The 14,696-nt window shown below is 40.5% G+C and carries 11 protein-coding genes and 1 pseudogene; 9 read left to right on the forward strand and 3 right to left on the reverse strand.

The annotated features are described in order from the left end of the window. The first annotated feature begins 478 nt into the window (after nt 1-478). The 3 genes from V7K40_RS21150 to V7K40_RS21160 all read left to right on the forward strand — a co-directional run bounded on the left by V7K40_RS21150 (nt 479) and on the right by V7K40_RS21160 (nt 3,454). The gene (locus V7K40_RS21150; protein ID WP_334963108.1) at nt 479-1,651 is read left to right on the forward strand and encodes an RpoD/SigA family RNA polymerase sigma factor; all 1,173 of its coding nucleotides are present in this window, start codon (nt 479-481) and stop codon (nt 1,649-1,651) included. Nucleotides 1,652-2,021: 370 nt separating this feature from the next. Further along, nucleotides 2,022-2,513, forward strand: a complete 492-nt coding sequence (locus V7K40_RS21155; RefSeq protein WP_334963110.1) for a GNAT family N-acetyltransferase — start codon at nt 2,022-2,024, stop codon at nt 2,511-2,513. Between the two features lie 605 nt (nt 2,514-3,118). Further along, complete coding sequence (locus V7K40_RS21160; protein ID WP_334963112.1) at nt 3,119-3,454, forward strand: c-type cytochrome; 336 nt, start codon at nt 3,119-3,121, stop codon at nt 3,452-3,454. 362 nt (nt 3,455-3,816) lie between these two features. On the opposite strand, the pseudogene V7K40_RS21165 reads toward V7K40_RS21160, so the two are convergent. After that, a pseudogene (locus V7K40_RS21165) lies at nt 3,817-4,182 on the reverse strand (Uma2 family endonuclease); the annotation flags it as partial. A gap of 302 nt (nt 4,183-4,484) precedes the next feature. Here V7K40_RS21165 and V7K40_RS21170 point away from each other — a divergent pair. The 4 genes from V7K40_RS21170 (at nt 4,485) to V7K40_RS21185 (ending at nt 8,944) form a co-directional block, all read left to right on the forward strand. Further along, nucleotides 4,485-5,363, forward strand: a complete 879-nt coding sequence (locus V7K40_RS21170) for a hypothetical protein (RefSeq protein WP_334963114.1) — start codon at nt 4,485-4,487, stop codon at nt 5,361-5,363. A 12-nt stretch (nt 5,364-5,375) separates the two neighbouring features. Beyond that, nucleotides 5,376-5,933: a hypothetical protein gene (locus V7K40_RS21175; RefSeq protein WP_334963116.1), complete on the forward strand. Its 558-nt coding sequence runs from the start codon at nt 5,376-5,378 to the stop codon at nt 5,931-5,933. A 342-nt stretch (nt 5,934-6,275) separates the two neighbouring features. After that, nucleotides 6,276-8,369, forward strand: a complete 2,094-nt coding sequence (locus V7K40_RS21180) for a TonB-dependent receptor (protein WP_334963118.1) — start codon at nt 6,276-6,278, stop codon at nt 8,367-8,369. Nucleotides 8,370-8,647: 278 nt separating this feature from the next. Next, complete coding sequence (locus V7K40_RS21185) at nt 8,648-8,944, forward strand: hypothetical protein (protein ID WP_334963119.1); 297 nt, start codon at nt 8,648-8,650, stop codon at nt 8,942-8,944. Between the two features lie 127 nt (nt 8,945-9,071). On the opposite strand, the gene ptsP is transcribed toward V7K40_RS21185, so the two are convergent. Together ptsP and V7K40_RS21195 are read right to left on the reverse strand one after the other, a co-directional pair. Further along, nucleotides 9,072-11,588: a phosphoenolpyruvate--protein phosphotransferase gene (gene ptsP / locus V7K40_RS21190; RefSeq protein WP_334963484.1), complete on the reverse strand. Its 2,517-nt coding sequence runs from the start codon at nt 11,586-11,588 to the stop codon at nt 9,072-9,074. A 94-nt stretch (nt 11,589-11,682) separates the two neighbouring features. Then, nucleotides 11,683-12,879, reverse strand: a complete 1,197-nt coding sequence (locus V7K40_RS21195; RefSeq protein ID WP_334963121.1) for a hypothetical protein — start codon at nt 12,877-12,879, stop codon at nt 11,683-11,685. Nucleotides 12,880-12,945: 66 nt separating this feature from the next. Here V7K40_RS21195 and V7K40_RS21200 point away from each other — a divergent pair, with 66 nt between their 5' ends. Beyond that, entirely contained in the window at nt 12,946-13,215 is a 270-nt protein-coding gene (locus tag V7K40_RS21200) for a hypothetical protein (RefSeq protein WP_334963123.1), read from the forward strand. 52 nt (nt 13,216-13,267) lie between these two features. Then, entirely contained in the window at nt 13,268-14,446 is a 1,179-nt protein-coding gene (locus V7K40_RS21205) for a GNAT family N-acetyltransferase (RefSeq protein ID WP_334963125.1), read from the forward strand. Nucleotides 14,447-14,696 lie beyond the last annotated feature (250 nt).

Genomic DNA, 14,696 nt, shown 5'->3' on the forward strand with positions numbered 1-14,696 from the left:
CATCCCGAAAATAAGCTCCCATTTAAGCTCCCATTATTGTAATTTGTATCATCTGGGTAACTTGAATCGGGAATACATAACCCCAGCACCAGCTTTTTGATTTATCCAGTGACTTCTAACACCTCAAAATTAAAAATAAATATTTAGAAAAATATATGAGAGTTTAAGAAATTTGGATGGTTAGCTGAGATTTTTATGTTTGTTAAGGTTGAGAAAGTTTGAGGGGGTTTGACATATTTGGTAATTAAGAAAAAAATGAAGAATATAATCTGTTAAGAGCCTGAGAATAAAGTTTTGTAGGGTGTGAAGGCCAGTTTCGTTATAGGTTGTATCTAACCGTAACCCATAAGTGGTAGGTAGATGCCAATTTTTATTCTTGAAGATAAATTAGCATAAGCCTGTATTTCGCTATATAAACGGGTGCATTCGTCCCTTAGGGAAAACTACCAAGCCTCAAACGAGTAGCTGTAACTAAATTATGTACCAAATAAAGCAACAATCCCTAAAGAAAACTATGAATATTGTTGAATTGGGAAAAATGGAAATACTGGAGAACACTGCTGATATTGAAGAACCATCACTCGATAGTTTAGATGCAGTGGCAGATGAAGAACCTCCAATTCTAATAGAAAATCTGGAATCAGACGAACGCGACGGGGATGAGATGGCGGCGGCTCGTCCTTCGGGATACAATAAAACCGAGCATGATGATGCCGTAGGCGCGTTTTTTAAAGAGATGGCGCGTTATCCGCTCCTAAAAGCTGATGAAGAGGTAGAGTTAGCACGGCGAGTTAGGTTTCTAGAAGAAGTTAGGGAATTACAAGCTGCCTTACACTTAAAACTGGGACAGGAACCTACCAAGCTAGAAGTAGCTTCCGAGCTAGAAATGACGGAAAAGCAATTAGAAAGTCGCTTGTATCAAGGTAGAGTAGCGAAACGTAAAATGATTCGCTCGAACTTGAGATTGGTAGTTTCTATTGCCAAGCGATATTTGAATCGGGGAGTGCCTTTTCTGGATTTAATTCAGGAAGGAGCAATGGGTTTAAATCGCGCTACAGAAAAGTTCGATCCTGATAAGGGATATAAATTTTCTACTTACGCCTACTGGTGGATTAGACAAGCAATTACCAGGGCTATAGCTAACGATGCGCGGACAATCCGGCTACCTATTCATATTGTTGAAAAGCTTAACAAGCTGAAAAAAGCCCAACGGGAACTCAAACAAAAACTCTGTCGCAATCCTACTGAAGGCGAAATGGCAGAAGCTTTGGAAATTAGTGTGCAACAACTACGCCAACTACAACAACTACGGCGTCAAGCACTTTCTCTCAACCACCGCGTTGGTAAAGAAGAAGACACGGAATTGATGGATTTGCTAGAAGATGAAGATAATCTGTCTCCAGAAGCAAAAATGAATGAAAACATGATGCGTCAGGAGATTTGGGAAGTCTTGGGGGACGTGTTAACTCCACGAGAGAAAGATGTGATTTCTCTTCGCTATGGTTTGACGACCAGCGAACCCTGTACCTTAGAAGAAGTTGGCAATATGTTTAATCTTTCTCGTGAGCGAGTCCGACAAATTCAAAGCAAAGCCATGCGAAAATTGCGGCGTCCCCACATAGCCAAACGCTTAAAAGGTTGGTTGATTTAATTACATTGATGAAGATAGAGATGCAATACCTGACCTAATTAACTCCACTAACGAACATGGATAAAATAAAGTGCAAAACTTGAAATTTTGTCGGGTGTGTTATGGACATTTGTCCTAACGCACCTAAAATTCATGATGGTGCCGTCCTCTCGGCAATAACACAGCGGACAAAACTTGCTCTTGACTAAATCCACATTTCTAAGAAATTTAGAGAGCTTGTATCTGTATATTATATTTCTTCAGCCTCGCCGACTCCAATTCGCAAAAACCCGGTGTTTTGTAGGTTTTTTAAGCTTTTGTTTAGTGATGACTCAAAAAATTTGCACACTTGCCTATAGACTATGGACTATGAACTATGGACTATAGACTAATGACTTCGTGTAGCAATTTGATTGTGCGTTTTGCTGAACCAGGTGATTGCAGCGTACTGTTTAAATTAATTCAAGGGCTTGCTGAGTATGAAAAATTATCTCACGCTGTCACTGGCAATGCTCTGGCACTTAAGGAGCATTTATTTGGTTCGCACAAGTATATAGAAGCAATTTTAGCAGAATCTGCGGGTCAAGCTGTTGGTTTTGCCCTATTTTTTCATAATTATTCAACATTTTTGACTAAGCCAGGAATTTATTTGGAAGACTTATTTGTTTTACCAGAATATCGCAGGCAAGGTATTGGTAAAGCTCTGATTACTAAAGTAGCCCAGATAGCTGTAGAACGTGATTGTGGACGGTTAGAGTGGAGTGTGTTGGATTGGAACGAATCAGCTAAAGCATTCTACCGTAGTATAGGAGCATCTATATTAGATGATTGGCAAATTTGCCGTGTCACAGAAGATATGCTTCCTCATACTAATTCTTTGTGAAACTGCACAAAATAAAGCTTGGTCAGACTAGGGGCAAAATCTCTAAGTTCTAGAGCAACCTCACCGAATTTTAGATTTTAAATTTTGGATTTTGGATTGTGGATTGAATATTCTTGCGTTCCATTATTTATAAATGTTTGAGAGCAAGCGAATTTAAACGCGAAAAGAATTTTATTATCCAAAATCCAAACATTTTATGCCTTGCCACTTCGGCTACGCTCAGTGCATCGCCTGACTTGATTGCTGGGATGAATCTAAATTTTATTATCTAAAAGCCAAAATTGATTGACAGGTAGTTGGTATCAGTTAGGAGCTGTGAACTAAAGAACAAAGGATGAAGCAAGAGAATTTTCATCTTAAACATTTTATCCTTAAACACCTATCATTTGTTGATTATAAAGTATTTAAATTTATATAAACTTGCATTTTCATCATCAGACATCGCTCTGTACTAACATCTCTGAATCTAAAAGCCGGAATATTCAAAATCCAAAAACTTTCAAGGGAAGTTTGACAGATTGTCATTTGACTATGGCAGCAGTTCAACTGACAATTATGGAGGATATTGCACCGAATAAGCCGTTATTCCAGAGAGAGAACACCAAATGAAAAAAGTTATTACAGTAATGCTTTTAGGCATAGCAATCTTTATCTTTGCCTTCAGTAGTCCAGTATTGGCAGCAGATGCTGTTAGTGGAGCTAAAGTATTTAGTGCCAATTGTGCCTCTTGTCACGCGGGAGGTAAGAATCTGGTTCAAGCGCAAAAAAACCTGAAGAAAGATGCTTTGGAAAAGTATGGTATGTACTCAGCGGAGGCGATTATCGCCCAAGTTACAAAAGGTAAAAATGCCATGCCTGCTTTCGGCAAACGTTTGAAACCTAACCAGATTGAAGATGTAACTGCTTATGTACTTTCACAAGCAGATAAAGACTGGAAGTAGACTAAAATCTAACTTCAAGGATTAACAATTAGTGGGGCTTTTTGTCCTGCTAATTTTATGGTTGCCAAAATTGTCAAATAGGATATTTATGATTAATTTATGGCGATTTTTTTCAGTGTAATTATTGCTTTATATTTGATTTGTTTGACTGAATCTGCACATTCATCACCCATAATTATCACACAAATTACAGAGGGTGATTTCTTATAATTGGGTGGAGATAAGATGGTGTGCAGTGATTACCAGGTAGCAACAGAGAATTTCAATCAGGCGATTGAACTTCAGAAATATTTTGCTGTAGTTGATAGCGATCGCTAATTTATAAAAAACATCTGAAGCTTTTTTAAATAATCATCACGTCAATTGCTACTCACTAACTCAACTACTAAGGGTATTGATTCCGCTTGGCTTACAGTAGATTCTTTTTTCCATAGAGGTTCGTTTCCCAAATTAGAGCGATTTAATATCAGCACATCTGGTGAGTAAGCAGATTCATTTTCAGGTGGTTTGACTAATGCTGTTTTAGGTATGAAGTAGGGGAGATTTAAACGAATACATTCTCTAGTAATTTCAAAGGCTAAAAATCCAACTACCTCTTCGTGATCACCTGTGGGTTGCGGGATCTCGACTATTACTCCATCATGCAATTCATAATGTTTTCCTGTGTTGTCAGGATATTTAGCAACGAATTCATCGAATGTAACTAGTTTGCGTAAGGTTTGAATCATTCTATTTTGTTTGCGAAGCTTCCAGTTTTATCAAGGCTAACGTAATTCGTAATTGCTACAAGGAAAGAGGCTTTGAGGCTCATTGCCCTTAGCCTTTTGGAGCCTAGCTTGCTTATGAAGCGCAATATCTCTAGCCCTTGGAGATCGCACTCTGGGAATTTTAGCGCCTGAGAAAGAATAAAAGATATCTCAACTCAGTGTCAGATCATATTACCAGTAGAACCGAGATCACACTTCAATAAGTTCATCTTGGCTAAACTAAACATTTTACTATAACAAATGTTTACGTAGGAACTGAAATTATGGCAATGAAAAGAGCGGATCGCAAAGATTCTAATCATGACAACGCTGTTAATAATCCTCACTCACGGCAGAAAGAACCAACTCCTCCTTATGAGTTAAGACTTTCATTAATGACCGTCCGTACCAATCTTGAGGAAACTGCATCTCAACGTGATGAGTGGCAAGAACGTGCAAAAGAATACCAGGAAGCTGCATCCCAATTAGTTCATGTTCAGCAAGAGATTCAAACTTACCAAATTGAGGCTAATGAACTAAAAGAGCGTGTTTCTCAAAATTATCGCTTTTATATTGATGAGCAAGAAAATCATCAAAAGACGCTCTACCTTTACAACGAAGAAAAAACGAAAATATCCCAGTTAGTTCATGTTTACCAGCGAGAGATCCAAAGTTGCCAACTCGAAGCTAATGAGCTAAAAGAGCGAGTCACTCAAAATTACCAGTTCTATGTTGATGAACAACAAAGTCATAAACAAACCCTCTGCCTCTACAACGCAGAAAAAGTGAGAGCGACTGAATTGCTTACCAAATATGACGCAGTAAACTCTGAACGAGAAATGTATTTAACTTTATATAATGAGGCTAAAGCAGAACTCAAGCATGAGCGACGTTCTAAAGCTGGTATTAAGGGATGGGAAACTCGCCGGAAAGCCGAGAATGAACGACTAAAACGAGAAATTGCCCAGATGGTTGTGCTACTAGGTGAATCCTTAGAAAGTAAAGATGAAGCAGTAAATAGTCTTTACGTTGTAGCAGAACGTATGGATCGGATTCAATCTTTAGTTGATTCGGTAGAAGAAGAAACAACTAACAATCCTATGGGTTTGGTACAAAAGTTTAAACGCATCTGGCTGGCTATTAAAGATATACTTTCTGAATAAATAAGCATACTCATGAGCAAAAAATCACTCCCAATCACGCGAAAACAAGGTAAAGCAAGGCTGGGAGATCAAATTCGCAGTATTGCTGATCGCCTTAAACAAGAGACTGATGTACAAATAAAAACAACTTCTCGGATTTTAGGGGCTGCTGCTCAAATTGCCGAAAATCATGACCGACTTATTAGTGAAGTAGTTGATATGGTTGAGTTAGACCTTAATGTAGAGAAACAGGTATCTCAGAAACATATTTATACTATTGATATTATAAAACAACAGTTTAAAACATTACGGGATGCAAAGGCTCACTTTAACCTGAAAGTTAGTAGTTGGGAATCGCTAGTTAATAAATTAAATGCTGCATCTTACCAAACAACCATAACACAGAATAAAACTCAATCAAATCGTAGTTTGACGGACAAGAATGTGAGAAATTGCGAAGATAATCACAATAATATTGAAAAATTGACAGTTTTGTTAGAGCCTGATGTTGTAGAAATGTTTCCCAATTCGGAAGCAGTAAATGAAACTCTGCGTTTTTTAATTAGAGTTATGAGTAAAAATAGTTTTTGAAACTGTAATGTTGTATATAGAAAAATTTTACATACTTCACACAATTAAAATTGCTATATAGCAATTCTCATTTGAATCAGGTACATGGGTAGGGACACGGTATTGCCGTGTCCCTACGAGTATGTGTGTTTATCTATGGTTAATTATTTTTTTCTGTACCTTACTCAGCTACAAACTGCTATAGCCCTACTTAATTATTTGTGAATAGAGCAAAATTAGCGATTTCTTAAAAAAATTGAAAATCTAAGTCGTGGAAATATGACAGCGTGTCTTTTGACATGATTTTACTATTACAGCAACAATATTACGTGGTGACTGTTTTTAGTTGGTGTGAAAGAGAACGTGAAAAAGGATTTTTTGTTGCTAACAGCTGCTTTACCAGGTTTACTGATAGCGTTTCCTGGCTTTGCTGCTGAGAGTGAAATTAAGCAGAGAAATACTGATAAATCAACCGAAGTTATTTCAGATATTCCGAGTTTGAGTGAAATCGAGCTACCCGCTATTAATGCCGAATTATTAACTCAACAATCTGCACCGAATGAAGTTAATCCAGAAACTCAATCAGAAACAGAGCAAACTCCCAGCGATGATGCAGACATTTACATAGAAGCGATCGGAGAAAAAGATAACCTACCTCAATCTACTCCAACTTACGTAATTGATAAAGAAGAAATTCAAAAGCAGGGCGCTACAAGTTTAGCTGATATTTTGAAAAGAATGCCTGGTTTTGCGATCAATGATGTAGGTCATGGTGCAGATACTCACACAGGTACATACTACCGGGGAGCCTCAATTAATCAGTCTGTATTTTTGATTAATGGCAGACCAATTAACAATAATGTCAATACTTATCATGGTGGAACTGACTTAAATAGTATTCCTGTAGAGACTATTGAACGAGTGGAATTATACAGTGGCACAGCCTCCGCATTGTATGGTTCCTCAGCCTTTGGGGGAGTTGTGAATATAATTACCAAGGAAGGTTATGGCAAACCTAAATTGAGTGGTAGTGCAGAATTTGGCTCATTGAGTTTAAATAATCAACAACTGAGCTATGGTGGTTCATCTGATAATGTAAAGTACAACTTTAGCTTTGAAAGATTCTTTATAGATAACCGTTACCGCGTCCCCGTAGGTGCAGCAAATCGTGATAGTCAGGGGTTTTTCTCAAATGCAGACACAGCTACAAGTACCTACTTTGGTAGCATTGGACTAGATTTAGATCAGAAAAATTCATTGAATTTAGATGTTACTAAACTCAGCAGTCGTCGCGGTTTAATTTATTTTGGTTTTCCTCTTCAAAGAGATAGATTAGACCACGATGGTTTAAACGTTGGCTTATCCTGGAAAACTCGGCTAGGTAATGGGGAAAGCTCTAACCTGACAACCTCAATTGGTTATAACCAAGATTATTTCAGCACCTATGGCCCTACGGGAGCATTTTACCGTATAGGAGCTTTAGATACACAACAACTCACAGCCAGGGTAGATCATGAGTGGAAAGTTACTTCCAATAATAAATTACGCTGGGGATTAGATTTGAAAAACACCGACTTAACTGGTGATGTTTTGAGTACAAATCCTAGTAGTATTGCCAAGAACGAAACTGAAGATAGGAATTTATTGAATACAGCTTTATTTGCTGTCAATACTTGGAATATTAGTGAGAATTTTTTGATAGATTTAGGACTAAGGCAAACCTTTGACAGCCAGTTTGGAAATTATCTCAACCCTAGTGTTGGGTTACGTTATGCCATCACACCAATAGTAGCAGTGCGTGGAAGTTGGGCAGGGGGACAACGCAATCCTGGGTTAGATCAGTTGTATGTTTATGATACAGTTCATGGTTGGGAACCTAATCCTAATTTAAGACCGGAAACTGGCTCTACTTGGAGTGCAGGAGTAGATGTCAATTTTTCGGAAAATCTAATTGGACAGTTTACTTACTTTGGTAGTAGTATAGGCGATCGCTTGGGAGTAATAGATGGAAAATGGGCAAACATTGGACTAGTAGATACCAATGGTTTAGAGGCTGCTTTGCAATTAAGAATTGCGGCTGGCTGGTCAACTTTCCTCAACTATACTTATACAGATTCCCAAATAAAAACAGGAGCAGAGAGAGGTTTACAGTTAGGTTTGATTCCCTACTCTGTACTCCAAAGTGGTGTAGGTTATGAAAATGCAGGATGGCAGGCTAACTTGTATGTTACTTACAATAGTGGCGCTCGTAGAGCCTTCTTTACTAACCCTGGTGACAAGACTACAGACTTTGCACCATCTTTTGTAAATTTAGATTTGAGCGGTCGTATACCTTTAACTAGGAATTTAGGACTGACAGTTTACTTAGAAAATCTACTAGGTGAGCAATATGAGCGAGTTAATCGCATCTATAGCCCTGGATTCACTTTTCGTGTGGGTTTAAACGCCAATTTTTAGGTATTAAATCTAGAGATTTTGTGATTGCAAAGTCTCTAGATTATTGGGATAAATAGGATTATTTGAAATTCATTAAAGAGTTTTTTGGTAAAGATGACACACCGCCATCCAATTTAGTGCGTTAGGCTAAAGCCGTAACGCACGCTACTTATAGCAATTTTTTGTGAAACTTTACAAAATCAGGCTTGGTGAAACAACGGGCTTGAGTAACTGGTTCTATGCAACCTCACAGGTAATCAGTATTAAGATTTACTTTTAATCTAAAATCCAAAATTGCTATGAGAGCCAGAATTGAAAATAAAATACTTTTTATCCAGCACGAAGATTTGCCAGAGTTTAAGAAAGGTGGTTCGGTGGTGCGGAACTCTTATTTCTGGGCGCTACGTTCAATTGCTGGTCAAGCTTCCCGTTATCGTGATTGGGAATACGAACCGGAGGTTTGGCTAGCGCTTTCACGAATGCTTTTGTCGTTTGCTGAATCTGGGTATTTGGGTCTTAGAGAAACCTTGCTGGAGTTTCCTTTTTCTCAAGGGGAAATTCCTAATGTGCTGCGAGATGTGTCCACTTTTGAGTAAGGATGCTGCTGCTAGTAAGGGAGGTGGAGCCTCAAAGTAGTCATTCCCAGTCTCCGACTACAATTCTATTCGTGGCTTTAACGGGCAACTGTGAATAAGATTTTTAAGGATTAATTGTGAATTAGTATTATGCAGGCGGAGTAACTGAAGTTGAGATTAGTTCTCTGACATGAACTGCGGAATCTTGTTGTAATGCTGATGCCACGATCGCTTCACTTTCAACTACACTAAACCGAGCGATCGCTTGCTTGACTCCAGGTATACTTTGAGGATTCACGCTCAACTCATCCAGCCCTAAACCTAATAAAATTGGTGTTGCTAAAGTATCAGCTGCCAATTCTCCACATAATCCTACCGAAATCCCTGCCGCATTGGCAGCTTGGATAGTTTGCTGCACCATTCGTAACACTGCTGGGTGTAGCGCATCAACCAAATTTGCCACGCGGGGATTAGTGCGATCGCTAGCCATGACGTATTGACTCAGATCATTAGTGCCGATACTAAAGAAGTCTACTTCAGCGGCTAACTGATCAGCGATCGCCACTGCTGAGGGTACCTCTACCATAATTCCTACTTTCATTGTTGCATCGAAAGGGATACCAGCTTGATTTAGTTCAGCCTGCACTTCACCCAAGATTGTTTTAGCTGCACGTACCTCCGTTACAGTAGTAATCATCGGCAACATAATTTTAATTTCGTGTCCCACACTGGCTCTCAAAATTGCCCGTAACTGAGTTTTGAACAAATCTAAATTATCCAAACAGAAACGAATTCCCCGCGAACCTAAGAAAGGGTTAGCTTCTCTTAACCCTACTCTCAGATAGGGGAGTGGCTTATCACCACCTACATCTAAGGTACGAATAATCAACGGACGATTATCTAAAACTTGGGCGATCGCCTGATACACTTCTAGTTGTTCTTCTTCAGTCGGGGCGCTTGTCCGGTCGAGATAGAGAAACTCAGTGCGGAGTAGCCCCACGCCTTGGGCACCGCTAGCCACAGCAACTTGGACATCACTTATACTACCAATGTTGGCGAAGACGCTAACTTGCCGACGGTCACGAGTAATTGCTGGCTGGTGTGCCGTAGCTAGTGCTTGGTGTTGGGCAGTTTGCCAAGCTGACTGCTTTGCTGCCAGTAAATTTAGGATATGTGATTCTGGTTCTACCCAAGCTCTGCCACTTTCACCATCAAGTGCCATAACTGTACCATCCGCCAAGTGCAACACCTGGGCATCTACTCCCAAGACTGCGGGAATACCCAATGTCCGGGCGATAATGGCGCTGTGAGAAGTAGCGCTACCTGAAGTAGTACAAATACCCAACACCTTTGTCGGGTCTAGTCCAGCGGTATCTGAGGGAGTTAAATCAGTCGCCACCAAAATTGCAGGTTCCTGAAGATGCACTTTTGCAGGGGCATTCCCAGCTAGTAATCGCAGCACTCTTTGCCCGACATCTACAACATCGTCAACTCGCTCTTGTAGGTAAGAATCTTCAAGTGTGTGGTAGGAAGTTGCTACTTCATCTACTACGGCTTGCCAAGCGGCTTCAGCATTTAGATGGTGTTCTAAGATGCGCTCTTTAGCTGCTTCTAACAATACTGGATCTTCTAAAAATAGTAGTTGGGCATCAAAGATGGCGGCTTCAGCATCACCAATTTGAATAGATGCTTGTGAAAAAACTGCTTGGATTTCCTGTCGGGCAGTGTGAATTGCTGCTTGTACTCGTTGCCACTCTGGCTCAGGATCATCTACGTGGTATTGCTTAATCGAAATGTGGGTGGGTTGATAATGAACAATGGGTGCGATCGCTATTCCAGCAGAAGCTGCAATTCCCAAAAGTTCGCCGTGAGTTGCTGGAGTAACTTTATGGTGAAATGCTGGTGGAGAATTCAAAGCAACATTATCTTCACCAAAGTTATTTGCGAATAATGCCTGTAATGCTGCCAGCGCCTCATCTGCATCAGAACCAGTAGCAGTAATCACTAGCTCGTGTCCTTGACGCACCCCTAAAGTTGTGACTTGGTTAATACTGTCACCCCTGACTAGCTCAGTATTTCTGGTTAAATTCTGCACCAGAATTTGGGATTGAAACCGGGCTGCGGTTGCTACAAACTGTGCTGCGGGACGGGCGTGTAATCCTAAGCGATTGCTCACAATCAACCGGATTTCTGGCGTTGGTGATTCTCTATTTGTTGTTGGGGTGTTGCTATTGACAACTGACAACGGACTACTAACTACACCCAATTGAGTTGCTTTTGCTAGGAGTGCGCCGCGGGCTTCCGCCATCACTTGGTGAATGTCCCTACCAGCAGCAGCCGCCACCACAGAAGCGATCGCACCTTCTACTAGAGGTGCTTCACACAGATATACTTTTTGCTGCTGTGCTTCTGGGAGAAACTCTATTGCCATTTCTGCACTCAGCAAAGCACTACCCAAATCCATTAACACCAAGACACCATCATCAGAGAAAACAGAAGCGATCGCTTCATAAACCTGGATGGGATCTGTACCCAATGGGTTTTCTGAATCTTCAATACCTGCTGCAACAGCTATAGGAACTTGGCCGTGAACCATTTGCGCGGCGAGTTCCCGCACACCCAGAGCTAGTTGTTTACTGTGAGAAACGATGACAATTCCGATCACTGCCACACCGCCAACCTTGTTGAGAGGTTTGTGTTTAGCTAGTTATCCATTTCATTTTCCCATTTCGCACCGCTAAAAACAGCGCTGATTTTTATTACAATTGCAACTGCCCGAAAATATTCCGGTCTTTCCAGCTATAAATGCGAACAAAATAGCCTTCTTTTACGGAAATACCTGGTGTCCACTCATAAACTCCATCGCTAGCAGTACGAGAAGAAATGTTTTGGATAAGTTTGTTTCCATCGTACAACTTAATCGAGACATCACCGTCAAAATTATCCCGCCACAATATTAAATAAGGTTGATCCTTCTTTGGAAGTACTTTCTTCACTGGCTGACTGATCAAGATTTTTGGCGCAACCTGATTTTTGATTTTATTACGGAATCCCAGATAATGAGGTAGGTGTCGGAAAGCCGGATTTTCTTGAGGATTAGACAGTTGTGGAACAATAATATTTCCGTTCTGCGAATTGAACAAATAAGTTGATCTACCGCCGTCAACGGTAATAATATCGCCTTTAACTCCTAATTTACGTAATAAATCAGCTGTCTCGTCCAGAGTTGCTTGGTTCACCGTCATAATCAACAAAAGCTCGTCACCCTTAACACCATCTTTGTCCAGAGTACCGATGATTTGATACTTATTCGCTTGGTTTTGGGCTAATACTTTCGCCGGATGATCGCTGTATCGGTAAGTGACAATGGCATTGTTCACTGCTTTTTGGTTGAGAGGCGCACCACTAACTTGGTCGTAATCAGTAATGTATGCCTGCTTACTATTCCAGACTAGGGCTTTGAGGTGAATATTAGTATAGTATTTCTCTTTTGGTTGCTTGATTGGACCATAAGGGCTAGTACCACCACTGATGACTACACCATTTAGTTTAATTGGAAAGGATAATTGAGAACTAGATTGGTATTGCTCAAAAAAAGAACAATTAATCACCGAAAAAACGTTGTTTGTGTAAAGTTTCTTATATTCGTCTGTTACTTCAGAAAATAATTTGGTTTTGAAAAAAGGGCTGTAATATCCACCTTCTCTTTTATAATACTTCCCTTCATTTAGACCCATATTATCTACCTCTCCGGTAATTTGGTCTATGTGCATTTTGCGAAGGTCAATAACTTGTAAATAGGCTTCGTTACCATTAGTTAATTGTTTTTTATATAAAGCTGCCCCGTCTATAACCTGGAGAGGCTGATAAGAAGACAGAGGGTTGAAAGTTTGGACAATCAAAAGGCTACTTAGAATCGGCAGCAAAAAAAGCAATAAATTGATGACAACATTCATTGGTATTTTGTTGAGGCAAAAATATTTCTTAGGAATTATAATCTAGATTTTGATATTACCCAGGTTTTGAAGTCCAAGTTTGAGCCTCAAAAGGTCAAAGTTGAGCCTTGGAAGGTCAACATTGAGCCTCAGAAGGTCAACATTGAGCCTCAGAAGGTCAACATTGAGCCTCAGAAGGTCAACATTGAGCCTCAGAAGGTCAAAGTTGAGCCTCAGAAGGTCAACATTGAGCCTCAGAAGGTCAAAGTTGAGCCTCAGAAGGTCAACATTGAGCCTCGGAAGGTCAACATTGAGCCTCAGAAGGTCAAAGTTGAACCTCAGAAGGTCAAATTTTAAGCAACCTTAGTTGTAGTATAGTTTTGCTTTTGTATTATTAATGGTATAAGAGATGACGGCTCAATTTGAATACAGCACTCTCGCCCATCCACAGGATATTCAGCAGCTGGGGTATATCTTTGAGCAGTGTTATATCAGCGCATTTGGTGGCGAGGAAGTTTACATCAATCTCATTGGCGTAGAAAATTTCCGGATTATCCGTAAATTGCAGCAAGTAATTGGTGGATTGGCAACTTTGGATATGGGTCAGTGGTGGGGTGGTCAACGTGTACCCATGACAGGAATTGCGGCAGTGGGCATTGCTCCAGAGGATCGCGGTTCAGGAGCTGCGATCGCTCTAATGCAGCACACCCTCAAAGAACTTTATGCTAGGGGCGTAGCGCTCTCTGCTCTTTATCCCTCTATTCAAGGCTTGTACCGAAAAGTAGGGTATGAGCAGGGGGGTCACCGATGTGATTGGGAAGTTGCTGCTAACAGTATCCAGGTGCGGGAGCAACCCCTACCTTTGGAACCAATAGTGAGCATCAATCATGAAATCTTTCATCAGCTATATCAGCAGCAGGCGAGACAAACGCATGGATATTTAGACCGACATCCAGCAATCTGGGAGCGCTTAATCCAACCAGATAAGAAGGAAACATTTTACGCATATTTTATCGGTACTAAAGAGAAACCCCAAGGCTACATTCTCTTCAGCCAACATTCAGCAGAGGATGGCGCAATTCTGCGGATCAAAGATTGGGTAATACTCACAGATACTGCTGCACAAAGTTTTTGGTCTTTTCTTGCCAATCATCGCTCTCAAATTGACCGGGTGCGATGGAGGAGTTCTGTGATTGATGCCCTGACATTGCTGCTACCAGAGCAGACTGCCAAGATCGGGAATACGATCCGTTGGATGTTGCGAGTAATAGATATAGTTAAGGCGCTGGAGGCGCGGGGTTATCCATCGGGAATCGAAGCTGAACTGCACTTAGAAATTCAAGATAATTTGCTAACTGGAAATAATGGTAAATTCATTCTTTCTGTCGCCAACGGACGTGGTGAAGTTACCAGAGGTGGAAGAGGTGAGTTGCAGCTAGATATCCGAGAATTGGCACCATTGTATACAAGTTTGTTCACCCCCTACCATTTACAAATAGCCGGAAAACTGCATGGGACAGAAACCGCTATTTTAACAGCTACGCAAATATTTGCAGGTGCGTCGCCTTGGATGGCTGATCACTTTTAAGGGACTTCCAGTTAAAAAAATATCTCATTGTAGGGGCACAAGGCTTGTGCCCCTACACTTGTGCCCCTAAAAATGTACAAATAATTTTGGATAATTTATTTTTTGTCAGTCCCGTTAAGGGGAGTGGGGAGTTAGGAGTTAAGAGTTTAGGACTTACGCACACTCTACGAATTCTCGGCGCTCTTGGCGTCTTGGCGGTTCAATAAATTAAGCGAAGTTAGCAATTTTTGCGTAAGTCCTAGAGTTAAAA

The sequence above is a fragment of the Nostoc sp. genome (assembly GCF_036917195.1).
Taxonomy (GTDB): domain Bacteria; phylum Cyanobacteriota; class Cyanobacteriia; order Cyanobacteriales; family Nostocaceae; genus Nostoc.